Raw genomic sequence first — 24,502 nt, forward strand, 5'->3', positions numbered from 1 at the left:
TCGATTCTACGCGAGGATGTCGAGCAGCTGCTGCGTCGCCCGTGCGTAGCCGGCGACGCCCTCGCCGACGACATGGACGGACGCGATGTCCGCGACGTAGGAGTGGTGTCGGAACGTCTCGCGCTCGGCGACGTTCGAGACGTGGATCTCGGCCACCGGCAGCGCGACTCCCGCGAGCGCGTCGCGCAGCACGACCGACGTGTGCGTGAGGCCGCCCGGGTTGATCACGATGCCCGCGCAGTCCTCACGTGCGGCATGGATCGCGTCGATCAGGACGCCCTCGTGGTTGCTCTGCAGGCAGCGCACCTCGAAACCGCGCGCGGCGGCGGTCGCGGTGACGAGGGCCTCGGCGTCGGCGAGCGTCTCCCGGCCGTAGATCTCGGGCTCGCGCGTGCCGAGCAGGTTCAGGTTCGGCCCGTTCACGAGCAGCAGCCGGCGGGGACCGGTCACGCTCCCACCTCCTGGTACGCGGCGAACAGCAGCGACTCGTCGGGGGCCTGCAGCACGGTCGGCTTCGCGATGTCGTCCAGGACGATGAACCGGAGCATCGAGCCGCGCGTCTTCTTGTCACGCTGCATCGTCGCGAGCAGCTGGCGCCATGCTCCGGATCGGTACGAGGTCGGCAGGCCCAGGGTCTCGAGGATGTCACGGTGGCGCTGCGCCGCCGCATCCGGCAACCGTCCGGCCAAGCGGGAGAGCTCGGCGGCGAACATCATCCCGACCGAGATCGCGGCGCCGTGACGCCACTGATAGCGCTCCGCGTGCTCGATCGCGTGCCCGAGGGTATGCCCGTAGTTCAGCACCTCGCGCAGACCCGCCTCGCGCAGGTCCTCCCCGACGACCTTCGCCTTCATGTCGATCGCGAGCTCGATGCTGCGACGGAAGGCGTCGCTCCGGGGATCGACGGCGGCCTCGGGATCGGCCTCGATGAGGTCGAGGATCTCGGGATGCCAGATGAAGCCGGCCTTCACGACCTCGGCGAAGCCGGCCACGCGCTCGTTGCGAGAGAGCCCGTCGAGCAGGTCCAGGTCGCAGACGACCGCGGCGGGCGGCCAGAACGCCCCGACGAGGTTCTTCCCCTCGGCGGTGTTGATGCCGGTCTTGCCTCCGACGGCGGCGTCGACCATGCCGAGGACCGTGGTCGGGACCTGGACGACGGCGATGCCTCGCAGCCAGGTCGCCGCCACGAAGCCGGCGAGGTCGGTGACCGCGCCGCCGCCGAAGCCCACGACGGCGTCGGTGCGGGTGAAGTCGGCCTGGCCGAGCACCTGCCAGCAGAACGCGGCGACCTCGACGCGCTTGCCCTGTTCGGCGTCGGGGATCTCGGCGAGCAGCACCTGCCGATCGACTCCCAGCATCTCGCGCAGGCGCTCGGCCTGAGCGGACAGCGTCGGGGGGTGCACGATGAGCACCTTGCGCGCGCCCTCGGGGAGCGCCGACCCGACCAGCGACAGGATGTCGCGACCGATGGTGACGTCGTAGGGCGATGCGCCCGCGACGGGGATGACGGTGGTTCCGGTGGTGTCGCTCATGGCGTTCCCTCCTGCGCCCACGCCGCGATGGCGTCGACGATGTCCTGGATGCGGCCGGTGGATGTGTCGAATCGGGCGGCGGCGAGGCTCTCGTAGAGCTGACGACGGCTCTCGCTCACCTCGCGCCATCGGCGCACGGGGTCCTCGCCCTGCAGCAGCGGGCGTCGTGTGCCCGCGAGACGCGAGGCGACCGTCTGCTCCGACACGGTCAGCAGCACGACGCGGTGCGCGCCGAGCCGTCGCTGCGTGTCGGGATCGAGCACCGCGCCGCCGCCGAGGGCGACGACGCCGCCCCGCGACAGGGCCTGGTCGACGGCCTCCCGCTCGAGCGCCCGGAACCGCGCCTCGCCGTGCTCGGTGAAGATCTGCTCGATCGGGCCGTGATCGCGGACGATGAGACCGTCGCTGTCGGTGAACGTCGTCCCGAGGGCGCGGGCGAGCTTCTTGCCGATGCTCGACTTCCCCGCGCCCATCGGCCCGATCAGGACGATCGCGGGGTCGGTCATCCGATCGCGTCGTCGCTGAGCGCGGCCGAGCGCAGGGTCTCGGGGATAGCGGCCAGGTACCCCTGGAGGTTGCGCCGCGTCTCGGCGACGTTGTCACCACCGAACTTCTCGAGCACGCTCTCGGCGAGCACGATCGCGACCATCGCCTCGGCGACGACTCCGGCGGCCGGCACGGCGCAGACGTCGGAGCGCTGGTGGTGCGCCGTCGCCGACTCGCCCGAGACGACGTCGACGGTGCGAAGGGCCTTCGGAACGGTCGCGATCGGCTTCATGCCGGCACGCACGCGCAGCACGGTGCCGGTGGACATCCCGCCCTCCGTGCCGCCGGCCTTGTCGCTCGCGCGGGCGATGCCGCCATCTGTAGCGAAGAGCTCGTCGTGTGCCGCGGAGCCGCGACGGCGCGTGGTCTCGAAGCCGTCACCCACCTCGACGCCCTTGATGGCCTGGATGCCCATGAGCGCCTGGGCCAGCTTCGCATCGAGGCGACGGTCCCACTGCACGTGAGATCCGAGGCCCGGCGGCAGTCCGTATGCCAGCACCTCGACGATCCCGCCCAGGGTGTCCCCGTCCTTCTTGGCCGCGTCGACCTCGGCGACCATGGCCGCGGAGGTCTCGCCGTGGAAGCACCGCAGCGGATCGGCGTCGAGCGCGTCGACGTCGTCGGGCATCGGCAGCGCCGCGCCCTCGGGCACGCGGACGGGCCCGATCGAGAGGGTGTGGCTGACGAGCCGGATGCCGAGTTCGCCGAGGAACGAGCGCGCGACGGCACCGAGCGCGACGCGGGCGGCGGTCTCGCGCGCGCTGGCACGCTCGAGGATCGGGCGGGCCTCATCGAAGCCGTACTTCTGCATCCCCACGAGATCGGCGTGGCCGGGTCGCGGGCGGGTCAGCGCCGCGCCGCGCCCGCGCGACTTCTCGGTCAGCTCGATGGGCTCGGGGCTCATCACCTCGACCCATTTGGGCCACTCGGTGTTGGCGATGCGCAACGCGATCGGGCTGCCGAGGCTGAGACCGTGGCGGACGCCCGTGGAGATCGTGAGCTCGTCCTCTTCGAACTTCATGCGCGAGCCGCGGCCGTAGCCGAGCTTGCGGCGGGCGAGGTCGGCCTGGATGGCGGCACGCGAAACAGGCACGCCGGCGGGGAGGCCCTCCATGAGGGCGACGAGTTCGGGGCCGTGCGATTCGCCGGCCGTGAGCACGCGGAGCATTCGTCTATCCTCCCATGAGCGCGCGGCGCATGACGGCGACCACGTCGTGCTCGTCGGGCAGCGGGTCCTCGGGCGAGCCGGTCGCGAAGATGCGGATCTGGAGCACCGCCTGGTGCAGCAGCATCGTCATCCCCGGCTCGGCGGCCTGCCCGGCGCGCTGCCACGCCGCCCCGAGCGTGGTCGGCCACGTGCCGTAGACGACGTCGTACAGGATGCCGCCCCGGTCGGCGAGACGTGCAGCGACATCGTCGTCGACCACAGCGTCGCCAGCGAGCGTCGAGATGGTCACGGCGGCGTCGCCCGCGGGATCGCTCATCGGGGAGATGGTCGCGCTCATCCCCCGGCGTTCGGCGAGGTCGCGCAGCGGCTCGGCCGCCGCCGGCCGGCGCGCGGCGATGTCGACGGTGCCGACGCCGACGCGCTCGAGCGCGAGCAGGGCGGACGTCGCCGTCGCGCCGGCGCCCACGATGCGTGCGCGTGCCGACCCGGCTGCTCCGATCTCACGGAGCGCGACCGCCAGACCGCCGACGTCGGTGTTGAACGCCGCCCAGCCGTCGCCCGCGCGCACGAGCGTGTTCGCGGCCCCGGTGGCCTCCGCGGCGGCATCCCGCTCACGCCCGGCGGCGAAGGCGAGTGTCTTCAGCGGCATCGTCAGCGAGAGACCGTGGAACTCGGGAGGCAGACCGCCGAGCTCGTGCGCGAACGATCCCTCGTCGACGCGGCGCCGGTCGTAGCGCCACGGCAGGCCCAGCACGTCGTAGGCGGCCGCGTGCAACCGCGGCGACTTGCTGTGCTCGATCGGCGAGCCCCACACCTCGAAGCGTCGGGCCACGGTCGTGGCGGCATCAGCAGCCGCGGTTGTCATTCGCCTCGCACCACTCGTTCCACTGCCGGATGCCCGCCTGATGCTCCTCGTACGTCGCCGAGAAGATCGTCTCTCCGGTGTCCATGTTCCATGTCACGAAGTAGAGCCACGGGCCCTCCGCGGGGTTCATGGCGGCCTGGATGGCGACATCCCCGGGGTTCGCGATGGGTCCGACCGGGAGGCCGTCGCGGACGTACGTGTTCCAGGCGTTGTCGTCCTCGAGGGCCGCGGCCGACGAGCTCGCCGTGCCGTCGTGCATCTCGTCGTAGCCGAACTGCGCGGTCGAGTCCATCTGCAGGCGCATGCCGTCGGCGAGGCGGTTCGCGATGACGCGCGACACCTTGGCGAAGTCGTCCGGCAGCCGCGCCTCCCGCTGGATGATCGAGGCCGTCGTGAGGATCTCCTCGCGGCGCTCCTGGGGCACGCCCGCCGCGTCGAGCGACTGGATCGTCCGGTCGACCATCGTGCGCACGATGTCGGTCGCGGCCGTGCCGGGGTCGAACTGGTAGGTCGCGGGGAAGAGCCACCCCTCGAGCGAGTCCGCGGTGACGCCGTAGACCGACGGGTCGGCGACCGCCGCCTGGAAGTCCTCGATGGGCGATGAGGTGCCTTCAGCGAGGATCTCCACGGTCTGCTCCACCGTGAGTCCCTCACGCACCTGCGCGGCGTTCTCGCGCTTGCTCTCGGGATCGAGGATGCGCTCGAGTGCGGCGGCCGAGGTCATCCGCTCCTGCAGCGCGTACACGCCGGGCTGGAAGGGCGGGTCCTGCGCGGTCGCGATGAGGTGGTCGTAGAAGGCCGTCGACGTCTTGGTCACGCCCTGGTCGAAGAGCGTCTGCGAGATGGTGGAGCCCGTGTCGCCGCTGACCACGGTCACGAGCACCTCACCCGTCGCCTCTCCCTCGGCGAAGTCCTTGGGCTCCTCCCAGCCCATCACCGAGCGGATCTGGGACTCGTACGTGTTCCACACCCATGCCGCACCCGCTCCGATCCCACCGACGATGGCGAGCACGACCACGAGCACGATCCACTTGGCGATGCGGCTCTTGCGCCGGTCGCGATCGTCGCGGCTCGGGATGTCGCCGACGTCGTGCGTGCTGACCTCGCCCGTGAAGAGCGCGTCGAGCGTTCCCGCCGCGGGCGCGGAACGTCGTGGCTGCTGCCCGGAGGAGCCGACGGCGACCTCCTCGCGGGCGGCCTCGGGCGACCCGAGGTGTCGAGAGGCGGGCGCGGGCTCGACCTCCACCGGGTTCTGCGCGGCGGCGCGGGCAGCGCGGCGGCTCGTGGGTGTCGAGCCGTCCTGCGGCGGAAGGTCAGTCATGTCAGGGGTGCTCCTGCGAGGGTGCGACGGAAGCACCGGGCGGGTTACCGGTGCTCTTCTCGACGTCGAGTGCCTGCTGGAGGAGCACTACGGCGGCGACCTGGTCAACAATGCTACGAGAGGATCGCTGCGATCGGCCCGAACCGCGCAACGCGCTGTGAGCGCTGACGGTGCTCAGACGCTCGTCGACGAGTCGGACGACGTGGCCGGCGGCGGCCAGGTCCTCGGCGAATCCGCGGGCATCCGCGGTCGACGCGGTCTCGCGACCGCTCAGCGCCACGGGCAGCCCGACGACGAGCTCGACCGCGTCGTACTCCGCCGCGAGGCGGGCGATGCGGGCGAGATCGCCCTCGCCGCGGGGCACCGTCTCGACGGGGACGGCCAGCAGGCCGTCGCGATCGCATCGGGCGATCCCGATGCGTGCGGTGCCGACGTCGACCCCGAGTCGCACACCCGGGCGGAAGCCGCTCACAGGCCGCCGGCCGCCTCGCGGACGGCGACGAGCGCCGCGGGAAGCGCCGCAGCGTCGGTCCCCCCGCCCTGCGCGACGTCGTCGCGTCCGCCGCCGCCACCGCCGAGCGCCGCGGCCGCGGCCTTGGCGAGGACCCCGGCCTTCGCACCCGCGGCGCGCGCGGTCTCGTTCGTAGCGACCACGACGACAGGACGCTCACCCACGACCGCGCCGAGCGCGACGACGGCCGCTGCGTCGGCACCGAGTCGGTCGCGGACCTGCAGGGCGAGGGCGCGCACGTCGTCGGCCGACCCGGCCGAGCCGAGGGACTCGGCGACCACCTGGAACGATCCTGCGGTCGCGGCGGTCGACACGAGCTGCGGCAGCCGGTCGGCGAGGGCACGCGCCTCGAACTGCGCGATGCGCTTCTCGGCCGCTCGAAGGTTCGCGGCGAGCTCGGCGACGCGCGTCGCGAGCTGGTCGCGGGGCGTCTTGAGCGAGCTGGTGAGCTGCGACACGATCGCCCGCTCGGCCGCCAGCTCGCGGAACGCGTCCTGGCCCACCAGCGCCTCGACGCGGCGGTTCGACGCGCCGACCGACGACTCGCCGATCAGGTTGATGAGCCCCACCTCGGCGCTCGACCCGACGTGCGTGCCCGCGCAGAGCTCGCGCGACCAGGGACCGCCGATGTCGACCATGCGGACGGTCTCGCCGTACTTCTCGCCGAACAGCGCCATGGCGCCGGCCGCCTTGGCCTCGTCGAGCGACATGATGCGCGTCGTCACCTCGAGGTTGTCGCGCACCGCGTTGTTCGCGATCTCCTCGATCTCGGTGCGCGTCTCGGGCGACAGGGCCTGCCCCCACGAGAAGTCGAAGCGCAGGTAGCCGGCGCGGTTGAGCGAACCCGCCTGCGTCGCGCTCTTGCCGAGCGTGTCACGCAGCGCGGCGTGCACGAGGTGCGTCGCGGAGTGCGCCTGTTGGGCGGCTCGGCGGTTCGCCGCGTCGACCACGGTCGTCGCGGCCTCACCCACCGCCACCTCGCCGGTGCTGACCTCGACGGTGTGGCTGACGAGACCGGGCACCGGCTTCTGCACGTCGAGCACCTCGAGCTCGTACCCGGGACCGACGATGATCCCCCGGTCGGCGACCTGCCCGCCGGACTCGGCGTACAGGGCGGTCTCGGCGAGGATCACCTCGGCGATCTGCCCGTGGCTCGCGCGATCGACCGACACGCCGCCGACGAGGATGCCGAGCACACGCGAGCCGGTCTCGAGCTCGGTGTATCCGGTGAACACGGTCTCGCCCTGCGCTCGGAAGTCCCGGTAGACGCTCGTGTCGGCCAGCTGTCCCTTGCGCGACCGCGCATCGGCCTTCGCGCGCTCCCGCTGCTCCTGCATGAGGGTGTCGAAGGCGTTGCGATCGACGCTCAGACCCGCCTCTTCGACGATCTCGAGGGTGAGGTCGATCGGGAACCCGTAGGTGTCGTGGAGCAGGAATGCCTGAGCACCGCTCAACTGCCCGCCGCCGGCAGCCTTCGCCTTGGCGACAGACTCGTCGAGCAGCTCGGAGCCGGCCTCGAGCGTGCGCAGGAAGGTCGCCTCTTCCGCCAGCGCGTACTGCGAGAGGCGGGCGTAATCGGTCTCGACGACGGGGTACGCCTCCTTCATCGCGTCGCGCGAGGCCGCGAAGAGCTCGGCGAAGCTCGGCCCGTCGACGCCCAGCAGGCGCATCGACCGGATGGCGCGCCGCATGAGACGGCGCAGGATGTAGCCGCGCCCGTCGTTCGAGGGCGTGACACCGTCGGAGAGCAGCATGAGCGACGAGCGCACGTGGTCGGCGATGACGCGGAAGCGGACGTCGTCGTCGTGGTTCTCTCCGTAGGTCTTGCCCGAGAGCTCCACCGCTCGATCGAGCACCGGACGCACCTGGTCGGTCTCGTACATGTTGTCGACGCCCTGCTTGATGAAGGCGACGCGCTCGAGCCCCATGCCGGTGTCGATGTTCTGGTTCGGCAGATCACCGACGATCGTGAAGTCGTACTTCGATCGCACGTCCGCGATCTCGTACTGCATGAAGACGAGGTTCCAGATCTCGACGTAGCGATCGTCGTCGGTGGCGGGTCCGCCGTCGACGCCGTAGGCGGGACCCCGGTCGAAGAAGATCTCGGAGCACGGCCCCGCCGGACCCGGCAGACCCGTGCTCCAGTAGTTGGTGTCCTTTCCGAGGCGCTGGATGCGCTCGTCCGGCAGGCTCGAGAGCCGCAGCCACAGCTCGCGCGCCTCGTCGTCCTCCTCGTAGACGGTGACCCACAGGTCCTTCGGGTCGAACCCGAGACCGCCCTCGGACTCGGGACTCGTCAGGAGCTCCCAGGCGAACGTGATGGCGCCTTCCTTGAAGTAGTCCCCGAAGGACCAGTTGCCGAGCATCTGGAAGAACGTGCCGTGCCGCGGAGTCTTGCCGACCTCTTCGATGTCGTTGGTGCGGATGCACTTCTGCACGTCGGCAGCGCGAGGGAACGGGGGCGGCACGTCTCCGGAGAGGTACGGGATGAAGGGCACCATGCCGGCCACGGTGAACAGCAGCGCCGGGTCGTCGGTGACGAGCGAGGCGGAGGGCACGATGGTGTGCCCCTTCTTCTCGAAGTAGTCCAGGTAGCGCTGGGCGATCTCGGCGGTCTTCATCGGGGTCCTTCGGCAGGCAGGCGTCGGCGCCGCGCCCGGGGGCGCGACGCCGTGGTCGGGTCAGAGGTCAGTGAGCGGGCGAATCGGTGTCGTTCTTCGCCTTCGCGACGGCGTCTCGCGTGGCGTCTGCCACGTCCGATGCGGCGTCGGCAACCGCGTCCACGGTGTCGGTCGTGGCATCGGCAGCGGCCTCGAGCGCGTCGGCCCCGGCGCCCTTGACGTCGGCTGCGAGGCCCTCGATGCGGGCCTCCTGCTCGCGATAGGCATCGCCGATGCGATCGGTGAACTCGGAGATCCGGGCATCGACCTCGGCGAGCATCTCGTGACCGCGCGGATCCTTATTGATCACGTGCGCGGCGACGAAACCGCCGGCGACGCCCAAAACGAACCACAGCGCGTTCTTCATGGCATCCATGTTAGGTGCAAAGCACGAAGGGCGCCGGGAGACCCGACGCCCTTCGTGGCGATGCCGTACGGCTGAATCAGCGAGCGGCGTAGTACTCGACGACGAGCTGCACGTCACAGGTGACGGGCACCTCGGCGCGCTTCGGGCGACGCACGAGGCGCGCCTGCAGCTTGTCGAGCTCGACCTCGATGTAACCGGGGACCGGGGGCAGGACGTCGGCGTGACCGCCGGCGGCTGCGACCTGGAACGGCTCGAGCGACTCGCTCTTCTCCTTGACGTGGATGAGCTGGCCCGGCTTCACGCGGAACGACGGGCGGTCGACGAGCTGGCCGTCGACGAGGATGTGGCGGTGCACGACGAGCTGGCGGGCCTGCGCGGTCGTGCGGGCGAACCCGGCACGGACGACGAGGGCGTCCAGGCGCATCTCGAGCAGCTCGACCAGGTTCTCACCGGTCAGGCCGTCCTTGCGGCGCGCCTCGTTGAACGTGTTGCGCATCTGCTTCTCGCGGATGCCGTACTGCTCGCGCAGACGCTGCTTCTCGCGCAGACGGACGGCGTAGTCGCTGTCGGCCTTGCGCTTGGTGCGGCCGTGCTCACCCGGAGCGTAGGGACGCTTCTCGAGGTAGCGGGCGGCCTTCGGGGTCAGCGCGACGCCGAGGGCGCGCGAGAGACGCACCTTGCGGCGGTCCTGAGACTTCGTGGTCACGAAGCTCTCCTTCCGATGACGTGGTCACGACGATCGCGACTCACGGACGTATCTCCATCTCCTCGCCCGTCTCGGACTGCACGCCGGGGCACGCCGAGAGGTCTTCGTCAGAGGAGAGGGATGCCCGAAAACTGGGCTTCGAGCCGGTCGAGTCTATCAGACCGGGTCTGCGGACGCCGCGATGGCGAGATCGAGGATGCCGGAGGGGTAGAACGCCGTCGTGCCCGCCCGCAGTTCGTCGATGCGGTACCAGCCGACGGTGGTGTCGCCGTCGAGCACGTCGCGGCGCTCGTCGAACGGCATCGCGTCGAGCTGAGCGCTCTGCACCGCGAAGACGTGCGCGATCTCGTGTCCGCGCTTCCGCCCATGGTCGAAGATGTTCTCGGTCACGGCGAGCAAGCGCGTCGCCGTCGCCTCGACGCCCAGCTCCTCGCGGAGCTCGCGTCGCATCGCGGCCTCGGCGCTCTCGCCGAACTCGATGCCGCCGCCCGGTGCGCGCAGGAACGGCGCCTCCCCCGGGCCCCCGACGTACTCCTCGGCGAGCACGTGGCCGTCGCGCACCACGACGGCGACGGAGATGGCGCGGATGCGCGCGGGGGCGGCCAGCTCGCCCGCATACGCATCGATCGACCGCCGGTAGGCCGGGAGGTGCGGGGCGAGCGCACGCAGCGCGACACGCAGCGCGGGCGCCGGCTTGTGGTCGCTGAAGAGCGCGAGGGCCTCAAAAGCGCGCGCTGCGTCGGCGAGCGGGTCGTCGGCGGGGAAGCGGTGGAGCAGGGCGAGTGCCCCGGATGCGTCGCCGACGTTCCGCAGCGAGCTCGCGAGCTGGATGATCGCGCACGAACGGCGCTCACCAGCGAGGCCCGCGTCGAGCGCCTCGCGGTACAGCGGGATCGCGTCGGCTTCCTCGCCGAGGTAGTCGTGCAGCGACGCGCGCTCGTAAGCCGCGATGGCCGTCCCGGGGGCGAGCCGGCGCGTCAGCGCATCGAGCTCGAGCCACAGGGACTCCCGCGACTTCCCGTCGGCGGTGTGCCAGAAGGCGTCGTACGGATCGGGCACCACCTGCTCGGCGGCCGCCGCCGATCCCGGCTGCGCCTGCTCTCCGGCTCCGGCGAGTAGGCGACGCACCCGGTGCTGCGCGGCGCGCAGGGCGGGGGCCACGTCGGACGCCAGAGCGAAACGGACGAGGCCGCGCACCGCTGCTCCCCCGTCGCTGACCTCGCCCGCGGTGAGGTGCTCGAGCAGCTCGGACGATGGGATCGTGCGGATCCGGCCGCTCTCGTGCTCCCCCCAGGTCGGCTCTCCGGCCGGCACGCAATCGACGGCGATCACCACGTGCCGCCGGCGACGGCCGTTCGCGGCGGCCCACTCGGCGCCGGCGTCGAAGACCGCACCGGCGCGATACCCCGTCTCTTCCCGCAGCTCGCGCACGCCCGCACCGACCGCATCCTCGCCGGCGTCGATCAGACCGCCCGGGAGCTCGCCGAGCACGCGACGCGGCCCGACCCGGAACTGGTCGAACAGGACGACGGTGTCATCGGGGGTCAGAGCCACGACCGCGACCGTGTCGCCGATCTCCACGACGTCCCAATCGCTCTCGCTGCCGTCCGGCAACCGGTACCGATCCCGTCGGACGCGGACGTAGCCGTCGAACGCGAGGGCGGAGCCGAGAAGGGTCCAATCGGGAACGCGGTCGGTCGTCATTCAGTCCCCCAGGATCTTCCGCAGCTTCTCGACACGCGAACCGATGTCGCGCTCGACCCCGCGATTCGTCGGCTCGTAATAGCGGCGTCCGCGCAGCTCGTCGGGCAGGTACTGCTGCGTCGCCACCCCGACCTCGAGATCGTGCGGGTAGATGTACCCCTTGCCGTGGCCGAGCCGCTTGGCGCCCGCGTAGTGGGCGTCGCGCAGGTGGACGGGCACGCGCCCGAACCCGCCCGCACGCACATCGGCGATCGCGGCGTTGATCGCGTTGTAGGCCGCGTTCGACTTGGCGGTCGTGGCGAGGTACGCGGTCGCCTCGGCGAGCGGGATACGACCCTCGGGCATGCCGATGAACGCCACCGCGTCGGCAGCGGCCACCGCGATCGAGAGCGCCTGCGGGTCGGCCAGACCGATGTCCTCCGACGCCGATATCACGAGGCGCCGCGCGATGAAGCGGGGGTCTTCTCCCGCCTCGATCATCCGCGCCAGATAGTGCATGGCCGCGTCGACATCCGATCCGCGGATGGACTTGATGAATGCGCTGATGACGTCGTAGTGCTCATCGCCCTGCCGGTCGTATCGCAGCAGCGCGCGATCGACGGCCTGCGCCACCTGCTCCGCCGTGATGACCGGTACGTCCTCTTCGGGGTCGGCCATCGTCGCCGCTGCCTCGAGCGAGGTGAGGGCGCGGCGCGCGTCGCCCGATGCGAGCCGGATGAGCGCGGTGCGCGCGTCGTCGGCGAGGGCGACCGCCCCGGCGAGCCCGCGCGCATCGCCGACGGCGCGATCGATCAGACCGCCCAGGTCGTCGTCGCTCAACGGTTTCAGGGTCAGGAGCAATGACCGTGACAGCAGCGGGGCGACGACGGAGAAGGAGGGGTTCTCGGTCGTCGCCGCGATGAGCAGTACCCACCCGTTCTCCACACCCGGCAACAGTGCATCCTGCTGCGCCTTGGTGAAGCGGTGGATCTCGTCGAGGAACAGGATCGTCGAGATGCCGTAGAGGTCGCGTTGGGTCATGGCCTCCTGCATGACCTCGCGGACGTCCTTCACGCCGGCCGTGACCGCCGACAACTCGACGAAGCGTCGACCGGAGGAGCGCGCGATCGCCTGCGCGAGCGTCGTCTTGCCGGTTCCGGGAGGCCCCCACAGGATGACGGACACCGCACCCGCCCGGTTGCCGTCGGGCGACGCGAGAGCGACGAGCGGCGAGCCGGGCCGGAGCAGATGCCCCTGCCCGGCGACCTCGTCGAGCGAGGTCGGGCGCATCCGCACGGCGAGCGGCGTCTGCCCGGAGAAGAGCGCGCTCGAATCGGTCACCCTCCCAGGCTAGTCGCGTGCGCCGACAGGGGTTTTGTCGCGTCGAGAACGCGCGCCGTAGGCTGGACGCGCCCCGACACCGGGGGCGTGAAGGAGGCAACGTGGCAGGTCGCGGCAGGAACCGAGACGATCGGGCGGCTCAGGAGCGGGCACGCGTCTACGCGGCTCGGCGCGAGTACCACGAGGGCCTCGGCCGACGCCGTACGCGCGACAACATCGTCGCCGCGATCGCCGGCGGCCTTCTCATCGTCGCGGCGCTCTCGGCGCAGGTCCTCTACTTCACCGCGGGCCCCGGCGCTCCCGCCCCGGACCAGACCCCGACGCCGACGTCGACGCCGTCCGAGACCCCGCCGGCCTCCCCCGACCCGACACCCTCCGGCTCCACGCCGACGTCGATCCCGACGCCCTGACGCCCTCCGTACTAGGCTGTCCAGCGACCTGACCCCCATGCGGCGCGAGCCGCGACGAGGTGCCTTCCGTGACTTCCACCCCTGACTCCACGACCACCCCCGCAGACGACACCCCGTGGGGCCGCGTCGATGACGACGGCACCGTCTCCGTGCGCGAAGGCGATGAGTGGCGCGTCGTCGGCCAGTACCCCGACGGCACGCCGGACGAGGCCCTCGCTTACTTCCGACGGAAGTTCTCCGACCTCGCCAGCGAGGTCGCGCTGATCGAGGTGCGTCATCGGCGGGGCGGCGCGTCGGCGTCCGACCTGCGGTCGACCGTCGCCACGCTGCGCTCGCGCATCTCCGGTGCCGCCGCGGTCGGCAACCTCGCCGCCCTCGACGCGCGCCTCGTCACGCTCGAGGGCGAGCTGAACGCCGCGTCGGAGACCGAGGCGGCAGAAGCGAAGCAGGCGCTCGACGCCGCGATCGCGGAACGCGCCGCGCTCGTCGACGCGATCGAGGCGATCGCCGCCCGCGACCCGAAGTCGATCCAGTGGAAGCAGACGTCGGCGGAGGTCACCGACCTCTTCGACCGCTGGCAGCGTCATCAGGCCGACGGGCCCCGCCTGCCGCGAGCCACCGGTCAGCAGCTCTGGAAGCGCTTCCGCGATGCACGGTCGATCATCGACAAGCACCGCCGCGAGTTCTACGCCGGCCTCGACGAGACGCACAAGAGCGCTCGCGACGCCAAGCAGCGGCTGATCGAGCGCGCGGAGGCCCTCGCCCCGCGCGGCGAGGACGGAATCGGCGCGTACCGCGATCTGCTCGATCAGTGGAAGCAGTCCGGCCGGGCCGGCAAGAAGGCCGATGACGCCCTGTGGGCCCGTTTCAAGGCCGCCGGCGACGCCCTCTACGGCGCCCGCGCCGAGCGCGAGCAGGCCGAGACCGAGGAGTCGCAGGAGAAGATCGTCGCCAAGCGCGCCCTCCTCGACGAAGCAGCCGCGGTCGGCGCCGAGAAGGACACGGCCGCCGCACGTGCGCTGCTCACCGGCATCCAGCGCCGCTGGGACGAGATCGGCCGCATCTTCCCCCGCGACCGCGAGCGCGCCCTCGACGACGAGCTCCGCAAGATCGAACAGTCGGTGCGCTCGCGCGAGGACGCCGACTGGAAGAACAACAACCCCGAGACGAAGGCGCGGCAGGGCGACATGCTCTCGCAGCTCCACGACGCCATCGCCAAGCTCGAGGCCGAGGTCACCGCCGCGGAGGCATCCGGAGACAAGCGGGCCATCGCACAGGCGAAGGATGCCCTGAGCGCCCGCAAGGCGTGGCTCAGCGCCCTCGGCGGCTGACGGACGGACTCTCCACAGATCCCCTGCCCGCCGACCGGGCGGTGAGCGGGGCCGCGAGACTGGCGGCATGGTGTGGCCGTTCCTGTACTCCCCGGGTGATCGACTGTCGAGCGCCGAGCTCGCCGCGGCACGGATCGACGGCGACGTCATCGAGGTCGGCGAGGCGTTCATGCCCGCAGACGCGGTCGAGACCGCGGAGCTCCGGGCCGCGTCGCTCCGGCCGCTCGTCGCGCCCGGCCTCGCGCTGACCCACGAGACGGCGGCCTGGGTCCACGGTGCGCTTCCGGACCCGCCGGCCCGGCACAGTGTGCAGCGCTGCACGGAACGCCGTCGCAATCACGTGCTCGACCACCGGCTGCACTACCGCGACACGCGCCTGCCCCCGGCCGACACGGTGCACCTCGGCGGCATGCCCGTGTCGGATCCGGTCCGGACGCTGTGCGATCTCGTCCGCGCCGCCCTGTCCGACGGACGCGCGCCGGGCGCAGCGGCGACAGCGATGACCGGGATCTTCCCGGACCTCGCCCGCGCCGCCCAGAACTCCCTCACCACGAGCGGCCCGTTGCCGTTCAAACGGCTGGCACTCGCGTGGCTGCGCGATGCCGAGGTCAGGACGAGGTGACGCGGTAGACGTCGTAGACGGCGTCGATGCGGCGCACGGCGTTGAGGACGCGGTCGAGATGCACGGTGTCGCCCATTTCGAACACGAACCGGCTGAGCGCGAGTCGGTCGTTGTTCGTCTGCACCGAGGCCGACAGGATGTTGACGTGGTGCTCGCTCAGCACCCGGGTGACGTCGCTGAGCAGCCCGGCACGGTCGAGCGCCTCGACCTGGATCTGCACGAGGAAGAGGCTCTTCGTGGTCGGCGCCCACGTGACCTCGATCAGCCGCTCGGGATCGCGCATGAGCGACTCGACGTTCGTGCAGTCCGCGCGGTGGACCGAGACCCCGCTACCGCGGGTGACGAAGCCGACGATCTCGTCTCCCGGCACCGGGGTGCAGCACTTCGCGAGCTTGACGAGGATGTCGGGCGCACCGCGCACCAGCACGCCGGAGTCGCTGTCGCGCTTCTGACGCGAGCGCCCCACAGCGGGCAGCTGGATCGGACCGGTGGAGGTGTCCTCCTCGGCGCGGACGAGAGCGGTGACCTTCTCGATGACGGACTGCGTCGAGACATGTCCCTCGCCGACGGCGGCGTAGAGCGCCGTGACGTCCTCGTAGCGCAGCTGGTGTGCGACCTCGCTGAAGGCGTCCTGACCCATGAGCCGCTGCAGTGGCAGATTCTGCCGGCGCATCGCACGCGCGATGGCGTCCTTGCCCTGCTCGACGGCCTCTTCGCGTCGTTCCTTCGTGAACCAGCCACGGATCTTGTTGCGCGCGCGGGTGCTCTTGACGAAGCCCAGCCAGTCCTGGCTCGGACCCGCATCGGGGTTCTTCGAGGTGAAGACCTCGACGACATCGCCGCTCGAGAGGCTGGACTCCAGCGGGACGAGACGACCGTTGACCTTCGCCCCCATCGTGCGGTGGCCGATCTCGGTGTGGACCGCGTACGCGAAGTCCACGGGCGTCGCCCCCGCGGGAAGACCGACGACCCGGCCCTTCGGCGTGAAGACGTAGACCTCTTTGGCGCCGATCTCGAAACGCAGCGAGTCGAGGAACTCCCCCGGGTCGGCGGTCTCCGCCTGCCAGTCGGAGATGTGCGCGAGCCACGCCATGTCGTTGTCGAGCGCCTTGGCGTCGGCCTTGCCGCCCGCCATCCGCTCCTTGTACTTCCAGTGCGCCGCGACGCCGAACTCGGCCTGTTGGTGCATCTCGTGGGTGCGGATCTGGATCTCGACCGTGCGCCCGCCGGGTCCGATGACCGTCGTGTGGAGCGACTGGTAGAGATTGAACTTCGGGGTGGCGATGTAGTCCTTGAACCGGCCGGGAAGCGGGGTCCAACGGGCGTGGATCGATCCGAGCACGGCGTAGCAGTCGCGCACCGTCGTGACGAGCACACGGATGCCGATGAGGTCGTAGATGTCGTCGAACTCGCGGCCCCGGACGACCATCTTCTGATACACGGAGTACAGCTGCTTCGGACGGCCCATGACCCGCCCGCGGATGCGCAGCTCGCGCAGATCGCTCTCGACGGCGTCGATGACCGTCTGCAGGTACTGCTCGCGCTGCGGCGTGCGCTGCTTGACCAGGCTGTCGATCTCCGCGTACAGCTTCGGGTGGAGCACCGCGAACGACAGGTCTTCGAGCTCGCTCTTGATCGCCTGGATGCCGAGTCGATGCGCCAGCGGTGCGTAGATCTCGAGGGTCTCGGTCGCCTTCTTCGCCGCCTTCTCGGGGGGAACGAAGCCCCACGTCCGCGCATTGTGCAGCCGGTCGGCGAGCTTGATGAGCAGCACACGGATGTCGCGCGACATCGCGACGATCATCTTGCGGACGGTCTCGGCCTGCGCCGCGTCGCCGTATTTGACCTTGTCGAGCTTGGTGACGCCGTCGACGAGCATCGCGACCTCGTCGCCGAACTCGGCCGTCAGCTGGTCGAGTCCGTACGAGGTGTCCTCGACGGTGTCGTGCAGCAGCGCCGCGGCGATCGCGCGGGGTCCGAGGCCCAGGTCCGCCAGGATCTGCGCGACGGCGAGCGGGTGCGTGATGTACGGCTCACCGCTCTGTCGCTTCTGCTGAGCGTGCGCGCGGGCCGCGGTCTGATACGCCCGATCGATGATCGCGATATCGCCCTTGGGGTGATGGGCCCGGACCGTGCGGACGAGCTGCTCGAGCCCTTCGCGCGGGGCCGCCCGCGAGAAGATGCGCGGGACGAGCCGGCGGAGCGAGTTCTGGGCAGGGGGCGGGGTGGTTTCCGTCATACCCTCACCTCCGCCATGCAGACCACGATTCTACGCGCGCTCTCCGGGCTCAGGCCGCGACTGCGGCGCGCTCGCGGGCGTCGACCACGCGGGTGTCGTTGGCCTTGATCCCCGGCTCGCTCTCGCGGAGGAGGGCGAACAGCGGCACGGCCACGAACAGCGTCGAGTACGCCGCGACGAGCGTGCCCACGAAGATCGACAGCGAGATGTCGGTCAGGGTCTGCGCGCCGAGCCAGAGGGCGCCGATGAAGAGGATGGCCCCCGTCGGCAACGCGGCGACGATCGTCGTGTTGATGGACCGGACGAGTGTCTGGTTCGCCGCCAGGTTGACCGACTCGCCGAAGGTGCGCCCCGACTTCTCGCCGTCCTCGAAGGTGTTCTCGCGCACCTTGTCGAAGACGACGGTGGTGTCGTAGAGCGAGTACGAGAGGATCGTGAGGAAGCCGATGACGGCGGCCGGCGAGATCTCGAAGCCGAACAGCGAGTAGACGCCCACGGTGACCACGAGCACGTCGATCAGGCCGATGATGGCGGCGACCGACATCTTCCATGTGCGGAAGTACAGCGCCAGGATGATGAAGGTCAGGGCGAGGAAGATCGCCAAGCCCCACAGCGACTGGCGGGTGACGTCCTGCCCCCAGCTGGGCCCGATGAACGACGAGCTCACCTCGGCGGTGGGGACGTCATAGACCTCGGCGAGCCCGGCCGTGACGTCGCGCGTCTCGGTGTCCGACATCTGATCGGTCTGCACGCGCACGGCGTCCTCGCCGATCGTCGTGACCTTCGTCGCCGCACCGGGGACCACGGCCTGGACGGCGTCGGTCGCGAGCAGCTGGTCGGGATTCGCGACGTTGGTCACGGTGAACTGCGAGCCACCGGTGAACTCGATCGAGAACTGCGGCGGCTTCACGACCAGGACGAGCACCGATCCGAGCACGAGCGCCGCGGCGATGATGAACCAGAGGGTCCGACGCGCGACGAACGGGAACGAGACCTTGCCCGTGTAGAGGTCGTTTCCGAACTTGTTGAAGAATTTCATCAGTCCTCGTCCCCCGTCACGCCACGCGCGTCGCCGCCCGTGACCTGCTCGGCGCGCTTGCGCTCTGCGATCGTCTGCCGCCTCTCGGCTTCGCCCCGCGACTTGGCCGCGCGGCGACCGGCCGCCGTCTTCGCGCCCGCCGCGACGGGAGCCCGGAACTGCGCCCGCCCGCGGTACACCGCCCCCAAGGCCTCGGGATCGAGGCCCGACAGCGGGTGTCCCGAGCCGAAGAAGCGCGTGCGCACGAGCAGCTGCAGCACCGGATGGGTGAAGAGGATGAAGATGAGGATGTCGATGGCCGTCGTCAGACCGAGGGTGAAAGCGAAACCCTTCACGGTCGAGTCGGCGAGGATGTAGAGCACGACGGCGGCGAGGATGTTGATCGACTTCGAGATGAAGATCGTCCGCTTCGCGCGTGACCAGCCGTCCTCCACAGCGCCCGTGATCGACTTGCCGTCGCGCAGCTCGTCTCGGATGCGTTCGAAGTAGACGATGAACGAGTCCGCCGTGAAGCCGATCGTCACGATCAGGCCGGCGACACCGGCGAGCGACAGACGGAAGCCCATGCGCCACGCGAGGATCGCGAGCGCCACGTAGGTCAGTACCGCCATCACGACCAGCGACGCGATGATCACGGTGCCGAGCGCCCGGTAGACCACGAGCGAGTAGATCGCGACGAGGGCGAGCCCGATGAGGCCGGCGATCAGGCCGATCTGCAGCTGCTGCGATCCCAGGGTCGCCGAGATGGTGTTCGTGCTCTGGACCTCGAAGCTCAGAGGCAGGGCGCCGAACTTCAGCTGATCCGCGAGCACCTTCGACGTGTCCTGGTCGAAGGTGCCGGTGATGGAGGGCTTGCCCGTGAGGATCACCGCATCCATCGACGGCGCCGACAGGACGTCGCCGTCGAGGACGAACGCGAACTGGTTGAGCGGGGCCTGCTGGCCGTACAGGCGCTGGCTGATCTGGCCGAAGGTCTCGGTGCCCTGCTGGTTAAACGTGATGTTCACGGCCCAGCGGCCGGTGGTCTGCTCGAGACCGTTCGTCGCGTCGTTGATCGACGACCCGTCGAGCTCGACGGGACCGAGGATGTACTTCGCCGTTCCGGTGCGGTCGCAGGTGATGAGCGGCTGGTCGGCGGGTGCGTTCGCGGGGTCGTTCGCGGGGTCCGCGCAGTCGTACGCGAGGAACTGCGCCTGCAGTGCCTCCGTGATCCATGCCGGGTCGCTGCCGTTCGACGGGGCGACCGACGGCGTCGCCGCGAGCGTCGGGTCGGGGGTCGGATAGGGCGTCTCGTTGCCGTCCTCACCGACGAAGCTCGTCGCGGGGGAACCGGTGTAGAGCACCGCGCGCAGCTGCAGCTGAGCCGAGGCGTCGATGCGCTCGCGCGTCTCGTCGTCGACCTCGCCGGGCAGCTGGACCACGATCTGGTTGCCGGCCTGCGTGGCGATGTCGGCCTCGACGAGACCCGAGGCGTCGATGCGCTGCCGGATGATCGACACCGCCTGCTGCATCTGCTCGTTCGACGGTGTGGTGCCGTCGGACTGCGCCTCGAGGATGATCTGCGTGCCGCCCTGCAGATCGAGCGCGAGCTCCGGAGCCCACGAGCTCGCCTTGAACACGTGGACGCCGAGGGCGTTGATACCGAACAACAGCGCCGTGAGGACGAGGAGTCCGGTCAGCGCGCGCCAGGCACGGCGCACAGGTGTGGAAGTCGCCACAGGGGGTCAGCTTTCGTCGAGCGAGCGCCGGGGATACCGGCGGGTCAGGCGCGGGGCTTGTCGTCGCGGTCCGCGGTGCCGTCGGGCGCAGCGCCCGCCGCACGGTCGCGGGCGGCGTCATCGCTCACCGAGGTGATCAGCCCCTGCTCGACGTCTGCGACGTACTCGTCGTGGTGCTCCTCAGCCTCGATGTACTCGTCCTCGGTCAGTTCTCCCTCGGCGGGGTCGACGACCCGCAGGATCGCCTGGCTGTGAACCTCGACCTCGACGCCGGGCGCCAGCTCGACGCGGGCCGACTTCGAGAGGTCCTCGCCGTCGTACTCGACGATCGTGCCGTAGAAGCCACCCTGCAGGAGCACTTTCGCCCCCGGCAGCAGCTGACGCGACTTCTCGGCCTGCTCCGCCTTCATCCGCTGAGCGCGGCGACGCTGGCTCCAGAACATGAAGACGATCAGGAGGGCGAGGATGATGAGCAGGCCGTACTCGGCGAAGAACTGCAGCGCGGGGTTCGCGGGAGCGGTGTCGGCCTGGGCGATGGCGGAGAAGAGCATGGAGGTGGGAGCACCTTTCACGGGTCGGCACGCGAAGAATGCGCAGCCTCGGGATTCGTCGGCGAGAAGCCTTCAGCGATTATAGGTCATCGATTTCGAGCGCCCCATCGGCACGGGCCACGCCCAGGTGCCGATACGCCGACGGCATGGCCACCCGCCCCCGAGGGGACCGACCGATGAAACCGATCCGCACGAGGTAGGGCTCGACGACCGACTCGATCGTCTCGCCCTCCTCGCCGACCGTCACCGCGAGGGTGCTCAGACCCACCGGGCCGCCGCCGAACCGGCGGACCAGCGCGTCGAGGACGGCCCGGTCCAGACGGTCGAGCCCGATGGGGTCGACGTCGTAGAGTTCGAGCGCGGCGGCGACGTCGGCCTCGGTCGCGCCGGCCGCGGCGTCACCGTGCACGACCACGAAGTCACGCACGCGACGCAGCAGTCTGTTCGCGATGCGCGGCGTGCCCCGCGAGCGGCGGGCGATCTCGGCGCGTGCGATCGGGGGGACGTCGACGGCGAGCACGCTCGCGGAACGCTGGATGACCCGTTCGAGCTCTTCGGGCTCGTAGTACTCCATGTGCGCGGTGAACCCGAAGCGGTCGCGCAGCGGGTTCGGCAGGAGCCCCGACCGGGTCGTCGCGCCGACGAGCGTGAACGGTGCGAGCTCGAGCGGGATGCTGGTCGCCCCGGCGCCCTTGCCCACCATGATGTCGATGCGGAAGTCCTCCATCGCGAGGTACAGCATCTCCTCGGCCGACCGCGCCATGCGGTGGATCTCGTCGATGAAGAGCACCTCGCCCGGTACGAGGCTCGACAGCAGCGCCGCGAGATCGCCGGCGTGCTGGATGGCGGGTCCGCTCGACATCCGCAGCGGGCGTCCGCTCTCGTGGGCGACGATCATGGCGAGGGTGGTCTTGCCGAGGCCCGGAGGGCCCGAGAGCAGGATGTGGTCGGCGGGGCGATCCTGCATGGCGGCGGCCTGCAGCAGAAGCTCGAGCTGCCCGCGCACCTTCTGCTGACCCACGAACTCCGCGAGCGACGTCGGTCGCAGCGCGCCTTCGACGGCGAGCTCGGTCTCGTCGGCGGCGAGGCCGTGGGCGTCAGACACCGGACTGCTCCGGGCGCGCGGGGCCGAGCTGGAGGAGGGCGAGCTTCAAAAGGCCCGGCACCGTCGCGGGAGCGTCGGCGTGCGCGGTCACCTGCGCGACGGCGTCGACGGCGACGCGCTCGCTCCAACCGAGAGCGGTCAGCGCAGCCACGACCTGCGCCGAGAGGGTCCCACCGGCCGAGGAAGCGGCCGGAGGCTGTGCCGACGTCACCGCGTGCATCTTGCCGGAGAGCTGCACGACGATGAGCTTGGCGGTCTTCGGTCCGATTCCCGACACCCGGCGGAACGGTGCGTCGTCCTCGGCCGTGACGGCCTCGGCGATCTGCACGACGCTCAGCGCCGAGAGGACGCCGAGCGCGGACTTCGGGCCCACCCCGGTGACGCCGATCAGCAGAAGGAAAACGCTGAGCTGCTCGCGCGTCTCGAAGCCGAAGAGGGCGAGGGCGTCCTCGCGGACGACGAGGTTGGTGTGCAGCACGATCTCGTCGCCGACGTGGAACGACCGCGCGATGTCGGGGGTGACCGCGACGGAGAACCCCACGCCGCCCACGTCGATGACGACGCTGTCGGGCTCGAGATGCAGCACGCTTCCGCGCAGGGAGGAGATCATCCTCCGAGCCTAAGCGGCGCTTCGCAGGTATGTTCGAGCGACACGCACCTCCTCGGGGCGCCCCCGTCGCGCTTCACCCGCTCAGCGGCGTGACAGGCGCTCGGCTTCCGCCCATGCCCGCTGTGCCGGCGTGAGCGCGGTGGATCCTGCGGCGGACGGCCCGGCGCCCGCTCCGCGGCGCCAGGCGTGGCAGATCGCGAGGGCGAGCGCGTCGGCGGCGTCGGCGGGCTGCGGCAGCGCGTCGAGCCGGAGCACCCGCGCCACCATCGTCTGCACCTGCAGCTTCTCGGCCGATCCGTAGCCCGTGATCGCGGCCTTGACCTCGGAGGGCGTGTGGGTCGCCGCCTCCAATCCGTTCTCCGCCGCGACGAGCAGGGCGATGCCGCTCGCCTGCGCCGTCCCCATCACGGTGCTGCGGTTGTTCTGCGCAAAGACCCGCTCGACCGCGACGACGTGCGGCCGATGCTCGGCGATCACGGCCCGCAGGCCCGCGGCGATCGTGGCGAGACGACGCTCGATCGGAAGATCGGGCGCGGAGCGGACCACATCGACGTGGACGAGGGCCGCGGACCGGTCGCGTGCGACGTCGACGACACCGACGCCGCACCGGGTCAGACCGGGGTCGACACCGAGGACGCGGAGGGGAGAGGACACTCCCCCACGCTACGTCCGACGGGCGATCGATCCGGGACGACTGACCGCGAAACGCGCAGTTCCCGGCATCCGGCGCGGAATGGACGGCGCCGGATGCCGGGAACCTAGCCCCGCACGGGGATGTCTACTCGTCGTCGTTCTCGAGCTCGGCCTGCACCTCGGGGGTGAGGTCGAAGTTGGTGAAGACGTTCTGCACGTCGTCGCTGTCTTCCAGGGCGTCGATCAGTCGGAAGACCTTGCGGGCGGTGTCGGCGTCGACCTCCACCTTCAGCGACGGGACGAACTCGACGTCGGCGGAGTCGTACTCGATCCCCGCCTCCTGCAGCGCGCTGCGCACCGAGACGAGGTCGGAGGCCTCGGTGATGACGCCGAAGCCCTCGCCGTGCGGCTCGACCTCCTCGGCGCCCGCCTCGAGCACCGCGAGCATGACGTCGTCCTCGGTGGTGCCCTCGGAGGGGACCACGATGACGCCCTTGCGGCTGAAGTTGTACGCGACGCTGCCGGGGTCGGCGAGCGTGCCCCCGTTGCGGCTGAGGGCGGTGCGCACCTCGGCCGCGGCCCGATTCTTGTTGTCGGTCAGACACTCGATGAGGAAGGCCACACCGTTGGGCCCGTAGCCCTCGTACATGATCGAGGAATACTCGACGGCCTCGCCGCCGATACCGGCCCCGCGTTTGATGGCGCGGTCGATGTTGTCTTTGGGGACCGAGGTCTTCTTGGCCTTCAGCACGGCGTCGAAGAGCGTGGGGTTGCCCTGCAGGTCGGCACCGCCGAGCTTCGCCGCGACCTCGATGTTCTTGATGAGCTTGGCCCACGACTTGGCACGGCGCGCGTCGACGACGGCCTTCTTGTGCTTGGTCGTGGCCCATTTGGAGTGACCGGACATGGCTTCGATCCTACCGGGACGACGCCGCGACCTCACGGACGCGTGCGAGGAACCTCTCGTGGAACCTCCACTCCCCCGTCACCTCGGGGTGGAATGCCGTGCCCAGGAGATTCCCCTGCTCGACGGCGACGACGCCCCCGTCCGGCAGCGCGGCGAGCGCGCGCACGTTCCCGCCGAGCTCGGTCACGAGCGGCGCGCGGATGAACGCCGCACGGACGGGGGCGCTCTCGGATCCGGCCGCGAGCTCCGGCACCCAGAGCTCCGCCTCGAACGACTCGCTCTGTCCGCCGAAGGCGTTGCGCCGCACCGTGACGTCGAGCCCGCCGAACGTCTCCTGGCCCGTGATCGCTCCGTCCAGGCGGTCGGCGAGCAGGATGAGGCCCGCGCACGTCCCGTACACGGGCAGGCCGGAGGCGATGACGTCGCGGACGGGCCGCTGCATCCCGAACGCCCGGGCGAGCTTGTCGATGACGCTCGACTCGCCGCCCGGGAGAACGAGACCCTCGAGGTCGGCGAGGTCGGCGGGCCGGCGGACGAGGGCGGTCGTCGCGCCGAGCCCGGCGAGCATCCGGACGTGTTCGCGCACGTCGCCCTGCAGCGCGAGCACCCCGACGCGGGGTGCGCCGGCGGTCACCGA

Annotated in this window: 24 protein-coding genes; 3 read left to right on the forward strand and 21 right to left on the reverse strand. The window is 70.7% G+C overall.

The window, feature by feature from the left end:
* Positions 1-6: 6 nt before the first annotated feature.
* From aroQ to BLT21_RS02990, 12 genes are all read right to left on the reverse strand, one after another.
* The gene (gene aroQ / locus BLT21_RS02935; RefSeq protein WP_091499007.1) at positions 7-450 is read right to left on the reverse strand and encodes a type II 3-dehydroquinate dehydratase; all 444 of its coding nucleotides are present in this window, start codon (positions 448-450) and stop codon (positions 7-9) included.
* Positions 447-1,532 carry a 3-dehydroquinate synthase gene (aroB, locus tag BLT21_RS02940; RefSeq protein WP_091499010.1) on the reverse strand — a complete coding sequence of 362 codons (1,086 nt, stop codon included), beginning with the start codon at positions 1,530-1,532 and terminating at the stop codon, positions 447-449. Before aroB ends, aroQ begins: the two co-directional genes overlap by 4 nt.
* Positions 1,529-2,038 carry a shikimate kinase gene (locus BLT21_RS02945; RefSeq protein ID WP_091499012.1) on the reverse strand — a complete coding sequence of 170 codons (510 nt, stop codon included), beginning with the start codon at positions 2,036-2,038 and terminating at the stop codon, positions 1,529-1,531. Before BLT21_RS02945 ends, aroB begins: the two co-directional genes overlap by 4 nt.
* The gene (gene aroC / locus BLT21_RS02950; RefSeq protein WP_091499018.1) at positions 2,035-3,246 is read right to left on the reverse strand and encodes a chorismate synthase; all 1,212 of its coding nucleotides are present in this window, start codon (positions 3,244-3,246) and stop codon (positions 2,035-2,037) included. The genes BLT21_RS02945 and aroC overlap by 4 nt, the downstream gene beginning before the upstream one ends.
* Before the next feature lie 4 nt (positions 3,247-3,250).
* A complete protein-coding gene (locus BLT21_RS02955; RefSeq protein WP_091499020.1) occupies positions 3,251-4,111 on the reverse strand; it encodes a shikimate dehydrogenase in 861 nt (286 codons plus the stop codon).
* On the reverse strand, positions 4,092-5,432 hold the full coding sequence (gene mltG / locus BLT21_RS02960; protein ID WP_091499023.1) for an endolytic transglycosylase MltG: 1,341 nt from the start codon (positions 5,430-5,432) through the stop codon (positions 4,092-4,094). The genes BLT21_RS02955 and mltG overlap by 20 nt, the downstream gene beginning before the upstream one ends.
* Position 5,433: 1 nt before the next feature.
* The gene (gene ruvX / locus BLT21_RS02965) at positions 5,434-5,904 is read right to left on the reverse strand and encodes a Holliday junction resolvase RuvX (protein ID WP_091499025.1); all 471 of its coding nucleotides are present in this window, start codon (positions 5,902-5,904) and stop codon (positions 5,434-5,436) included.
* On the reverse strand, positions 5,901-8,564 hold the full coding sequence (gene alaS, locus BLT21_RS02970) for an alanine--tRNA ligase (RefSeq protein ID WP_091499028.1): 2,664 nt from the start codon (positions 8,562-8,564) through the stop codon (positions 5,901-5,903). The genes ruvX and alaS overlap by 4 nt, the downstream gene beginning before the upstream one ends.
* Positions 8,565-8,631: 67 nt before the next feature.
* Complete coding sequence (locus BLT21_RS15785) at positions 8,632-8,970, reverse strand: ATPase (RefSeq protein WP_256335892.1); 339 nt, start codon at positions 8,968-8,970, stop codon at positions 8,632-8,634.
* A gap of 76 nt (positions 8,971-9,046) precedes the next feature.
* Positions 9,047-9,676 (reverse strand): 30S ribosomal protein S4, encoded by a 630-nt coding sequence (gene rpsD, locus BLT21_RS02980; protein WP_091499036.1) that lies wholly within the window; start codon positions 9,674-9,676, stop codon positions 9,047-9,049.
* Positions 9,677-9,832: 156 nt separating this feature from the next.
* On the reverse strand, positions 9,833-11,380 hold the full coding sequence (locus tag BLT21_RS02985) for a tetratricopeptide repeat protein (protein WP_091499039.1): 1,548 nt from the start codon (positions 11,378-11,380) through the stop codon (positions 9,833-9,835).
* Complete coding sequence (locus tag BLT21_RS02990) at positions 11,381-12,700, reverse strand: replication-associated recombination protein A (protein ID WP_091499044.1); 1,320 nt, start codon at positions 12,698-12,700, stop codon at positions 11,381-11,383. It abuts the gene before it with no gap.
* Between the two features lie 101 nt (positions 12,701-12,801).
* On the opposite strand from BLT21_RS02990, the gene BLT21_RS02995 reads away from it, so the two are divergent.
* The 3 genes from BLT21_RS02995 to BLT21_RS03005 all read left to right on the forward strand — a co-directional run bounded on the left by BLT21_RS02995 (position 12,802) and on the right by BLT21_RS03005 (position 15,063).
* Entirely contained in the window at positions 12,802-13,110 is a 309-nt protein-coding gene (locus BLT21_RS02995; protein ID WP_091499055.1) for a dioxygenase, read from the forward strand.
* 68 nt (positions 13,111-13,178) lie between these two features.
* On the forward strand, positions 13,179-14,441 hold the full coding sequence (locus BLT21_RS03000) for a DUF349 domain-containing protein (protein ID WP_091499058.1): 1,263 nt from the start codon (positions 13,179-13,181) through the stop codon (positions 14,439-14,441).
* A gap of 67 nt (positions 14,442-14,508) precedes the next feature.
* The gene (locus tag BLT21_RS03005; RefSeq protein WP_256335893.1) at positions 14,509-15,063 is read left to right on the forward strand and encodes an SAM-dependent methyltransferase; all 555 of its coding nucleotides are present in this window, start codon (positions 14,509-14,511) and stop codon (positions 15,061-15,063) included.
* Here the strand turns inward: BLT21_RS03005 and BLT21_RS03010 are convergent.
* The 9 genes from BLT21_RS03010 to pdxT form a co-directional block, all read right to left on the reverse strand.
* Positions 15,050-17,302: a RelA/SpoT family protein gene (locus BLT21_RS03010; protein WP_091499060.1), complete on the reverse strand. Its 2,253-nt coding sequence runs from the start codon at positions 17,300-17,302 to the stop codon at positions 15,050-15,052. The genes BLT21_RS03005 and BLT21_RS03010 overlap by 14 nt on opposite strands.
* A gap of 49 nt (positions 17,303-17,351) precedes the next feature.
* Positions 17,352-18,341 (reverse strand): protein translocase subunit SecF, encoded by a 990-nt coding sequence (gene secF, locus BLT21_RS03015; protein WP_091499061.1) that lies wholly within the window; start codon positions 18,339-18,341, stop codon positions 17,352-17,354.
* Positions 18,341-20,059 (reverse strand): protein translocase subunit SecD, encoded by a 1,719-nt coding sequence (secD, locus tag BLT21_RS03020; protein WP_091499062.1) that lies wholly within the window; start codon positions 20,057-20,059, stop codon positions 18,341-18,343. The genes secF and secD overlap by 1 nt, the downstream gene beginning before the upstream one ends.
* A 44-nt stretch (positions 20,060-20,103) precedes the next feature.
* A complete protein-coding gene (gene yajC, locus BLT21_RS03025; protein ID WP_091499064.1) occupies positions 20,104-20,610 on the reverse strand; it encodes a preprotein translocase subunit YajC in 507 nt (168 codons plus the stop codon).
* Positions 20,611-20,689: 79 nt separating this feature from the next.
* Complete coding sequence (ruvB, locus tag BLT21_RS03030; protein WP_091499076.1) at positions 20,690-21,715, reverse strand: Holliday junction branch migration DNA helicase RuvB; 1,026 nt, start codon at positions 21,713-21,715, stop codon at positions 20,690-20,692.
* On the reverse strand, positions 21,708-22,325 hold the full coding sequence (gene ruvA / locus BLT21_RS03035; protein ID WP_091499087.1) for a Holliday junction branch migration protein RuvA: 618 nt from the start codon (positions 22,323-22,325) through the stop codon (positions 21,708-21,710). The genes ruvB and ruvA overlap by 8 nt, the downstream gene beginning before the upstream one ends.
* Before the next feature lie 81 nt (positions 22,326-22,406).
* Positions 22,407-22,979, reverse strand: coding sequence for a crossover junction endodeoxyribonuclease RuvC (ruvC, locus tag BLT21_RS03040; RefSeq protein WP_091499089.1), 573 nt, complete (start codon positions 22,977-22,979; stop codon positions 22,407-22,409).
* Between the two features lie 124 nt (positions 22,980-23,103).
* Complete coding sequence (locus BLT21_RS03045; protein ID WP_091499091.1) at positions 23,104-23,865, reverse strand: YebC/PmpR family DNA-binding transcriptional regulator; 762 nt, start codon at positions 23,863-23,865, stop codon at positions 23,104-23,106.
* Between the two features lie 10 nt (positions 23,866-23,875).
* The gene (gene pdxT, locus BLT21_RS03050) at positions 23,876-24,499 is read right to left on the reverse strand and encodes a pyridoxal 5'-phosphate synthase glutaminase subunit PdxT (RefSeq protein WP_091499093.1); all 624 of its coding nucleotides are present in this window, start codon (positions 24,497-24,499) and stop codon (positions 23,876-23,878) included.
* Between the last annotated feature and the right edge of the window lie 3 nt (positions 24,500-24,502).

Source organism: Microbacterium sp. cf332, from assembly GCF_900102175.1.
Taxonomy (GTDB): domain Bacteria; phylum Actinomycetota; class Actinomycetes; order Actinomycetales; family Microbacteriaceae; genus Microbacterium.

What these genes read in the sequence shown, in the direction of transcription:
- aroB (WP_091499010.1), bottom strand. Translation starts at nt 1,532, where the DNA reads ATGAGCGACACCACCGGAACCACCGTCATCCCCGTCGCGGGCGCATCG.
- BLT21_RS02945 (WP_091499012.1), bottom strand. Translation starts at nt 2,038, where the DNA reads ATGACCGACCCCGCGATCGTCCTGATCGGGCCGATGGGCGCGGGGAAG.
- aroC (WP_091499018.1), bottom strand. Translation starts at nt 3,246, where the DNA reads ATGCTCCGCGTGCTCACGGCCGGCGAATCGCACGGCCCCGAACTCGTC.
- BLT21_RS02955 (WP_091499020.1), bottom strand. Translation starts at nt 4,111, where the DNA reads ATGACAACCGCGGCTGCTGATGCCGCCACGACCGTGGCCCGACGCTTC.
- mltG (WP_091499023.1), bottom strand. Translation starts at nt 5,432, where the DNA reads ATGACTGACCTTCCGCCGCAGGACGGCTCGACACCCACGAGCCGCCGC.
- alaS (WP_091499028.1), bottom strand. Translation starts at nt 8,564, where the DNA reads ATGAAGACCGCCGAGATCGCCCAGCGCTACCTGGACTACTTCGAGAAG.
- BLT21_RS15785 (WP_256335892.1), bottom strand. Translation starts at nt 8,970, where the DNA reads ATGAAGAACGCGCTGTGGTTCGTTTTGGGCGTCGCCGGCGGTTTCGTC.
- BLT21_RS02985 (WP_091499039.1), bottom strand. Translation starts at nt 11,380, where the DNA reads ATGACGACCGACCGCGTTCCCGATTGGACCCTTCTCGGCTCCGCCCTC.
- BLT21_RS03005 (WP_256335893.1), top strand. Translation starts at nt 14,509, where the DNA reads ATGGTGTGGCCGTTCCTGTACTCCCCGGGTGATCGACTGTCGAGCGCC.
- BLT21_RS03010 (WP_091499060.1), bottom strand. Translation starts at nt 17,302, where the DNA reads ATGACGGAAACCACCCCGCCCCCTGCCCAGAACTCGCTCCGCCGGCTC.
- secF (WP_091499061.1), bottom strand. Translation starts at nt 18,341, where the DNA reads ATGAAATTCTTCAACAAGTTCGGAAACGACCTCTACACGGGCAAGGTC.
- yajC (WP_091499064.1), bottom strand. Translation starts at nt 20,610, where the DNA reads ATGCTCTTCTCCGCCATCGCCCAGGCCGACACCGCTCCCGCGAACCCC.
- ruvA (WP_091499087.1), bottom strand. Translation starts at nt 22,325, where the DNA reads ATGATCTCCTCCCTGCGCGGAAGCGTGCTGCATCTCGAGCCCGACAGC.
- BLT21_RS03045 (WP_091499091.1), bottom strand. Translation starts at nt 23,865, where the DNA reads ATGTCCGGTCACTCCAAATGGGCCACGACCAAGCACAAGAAGGCCGTC.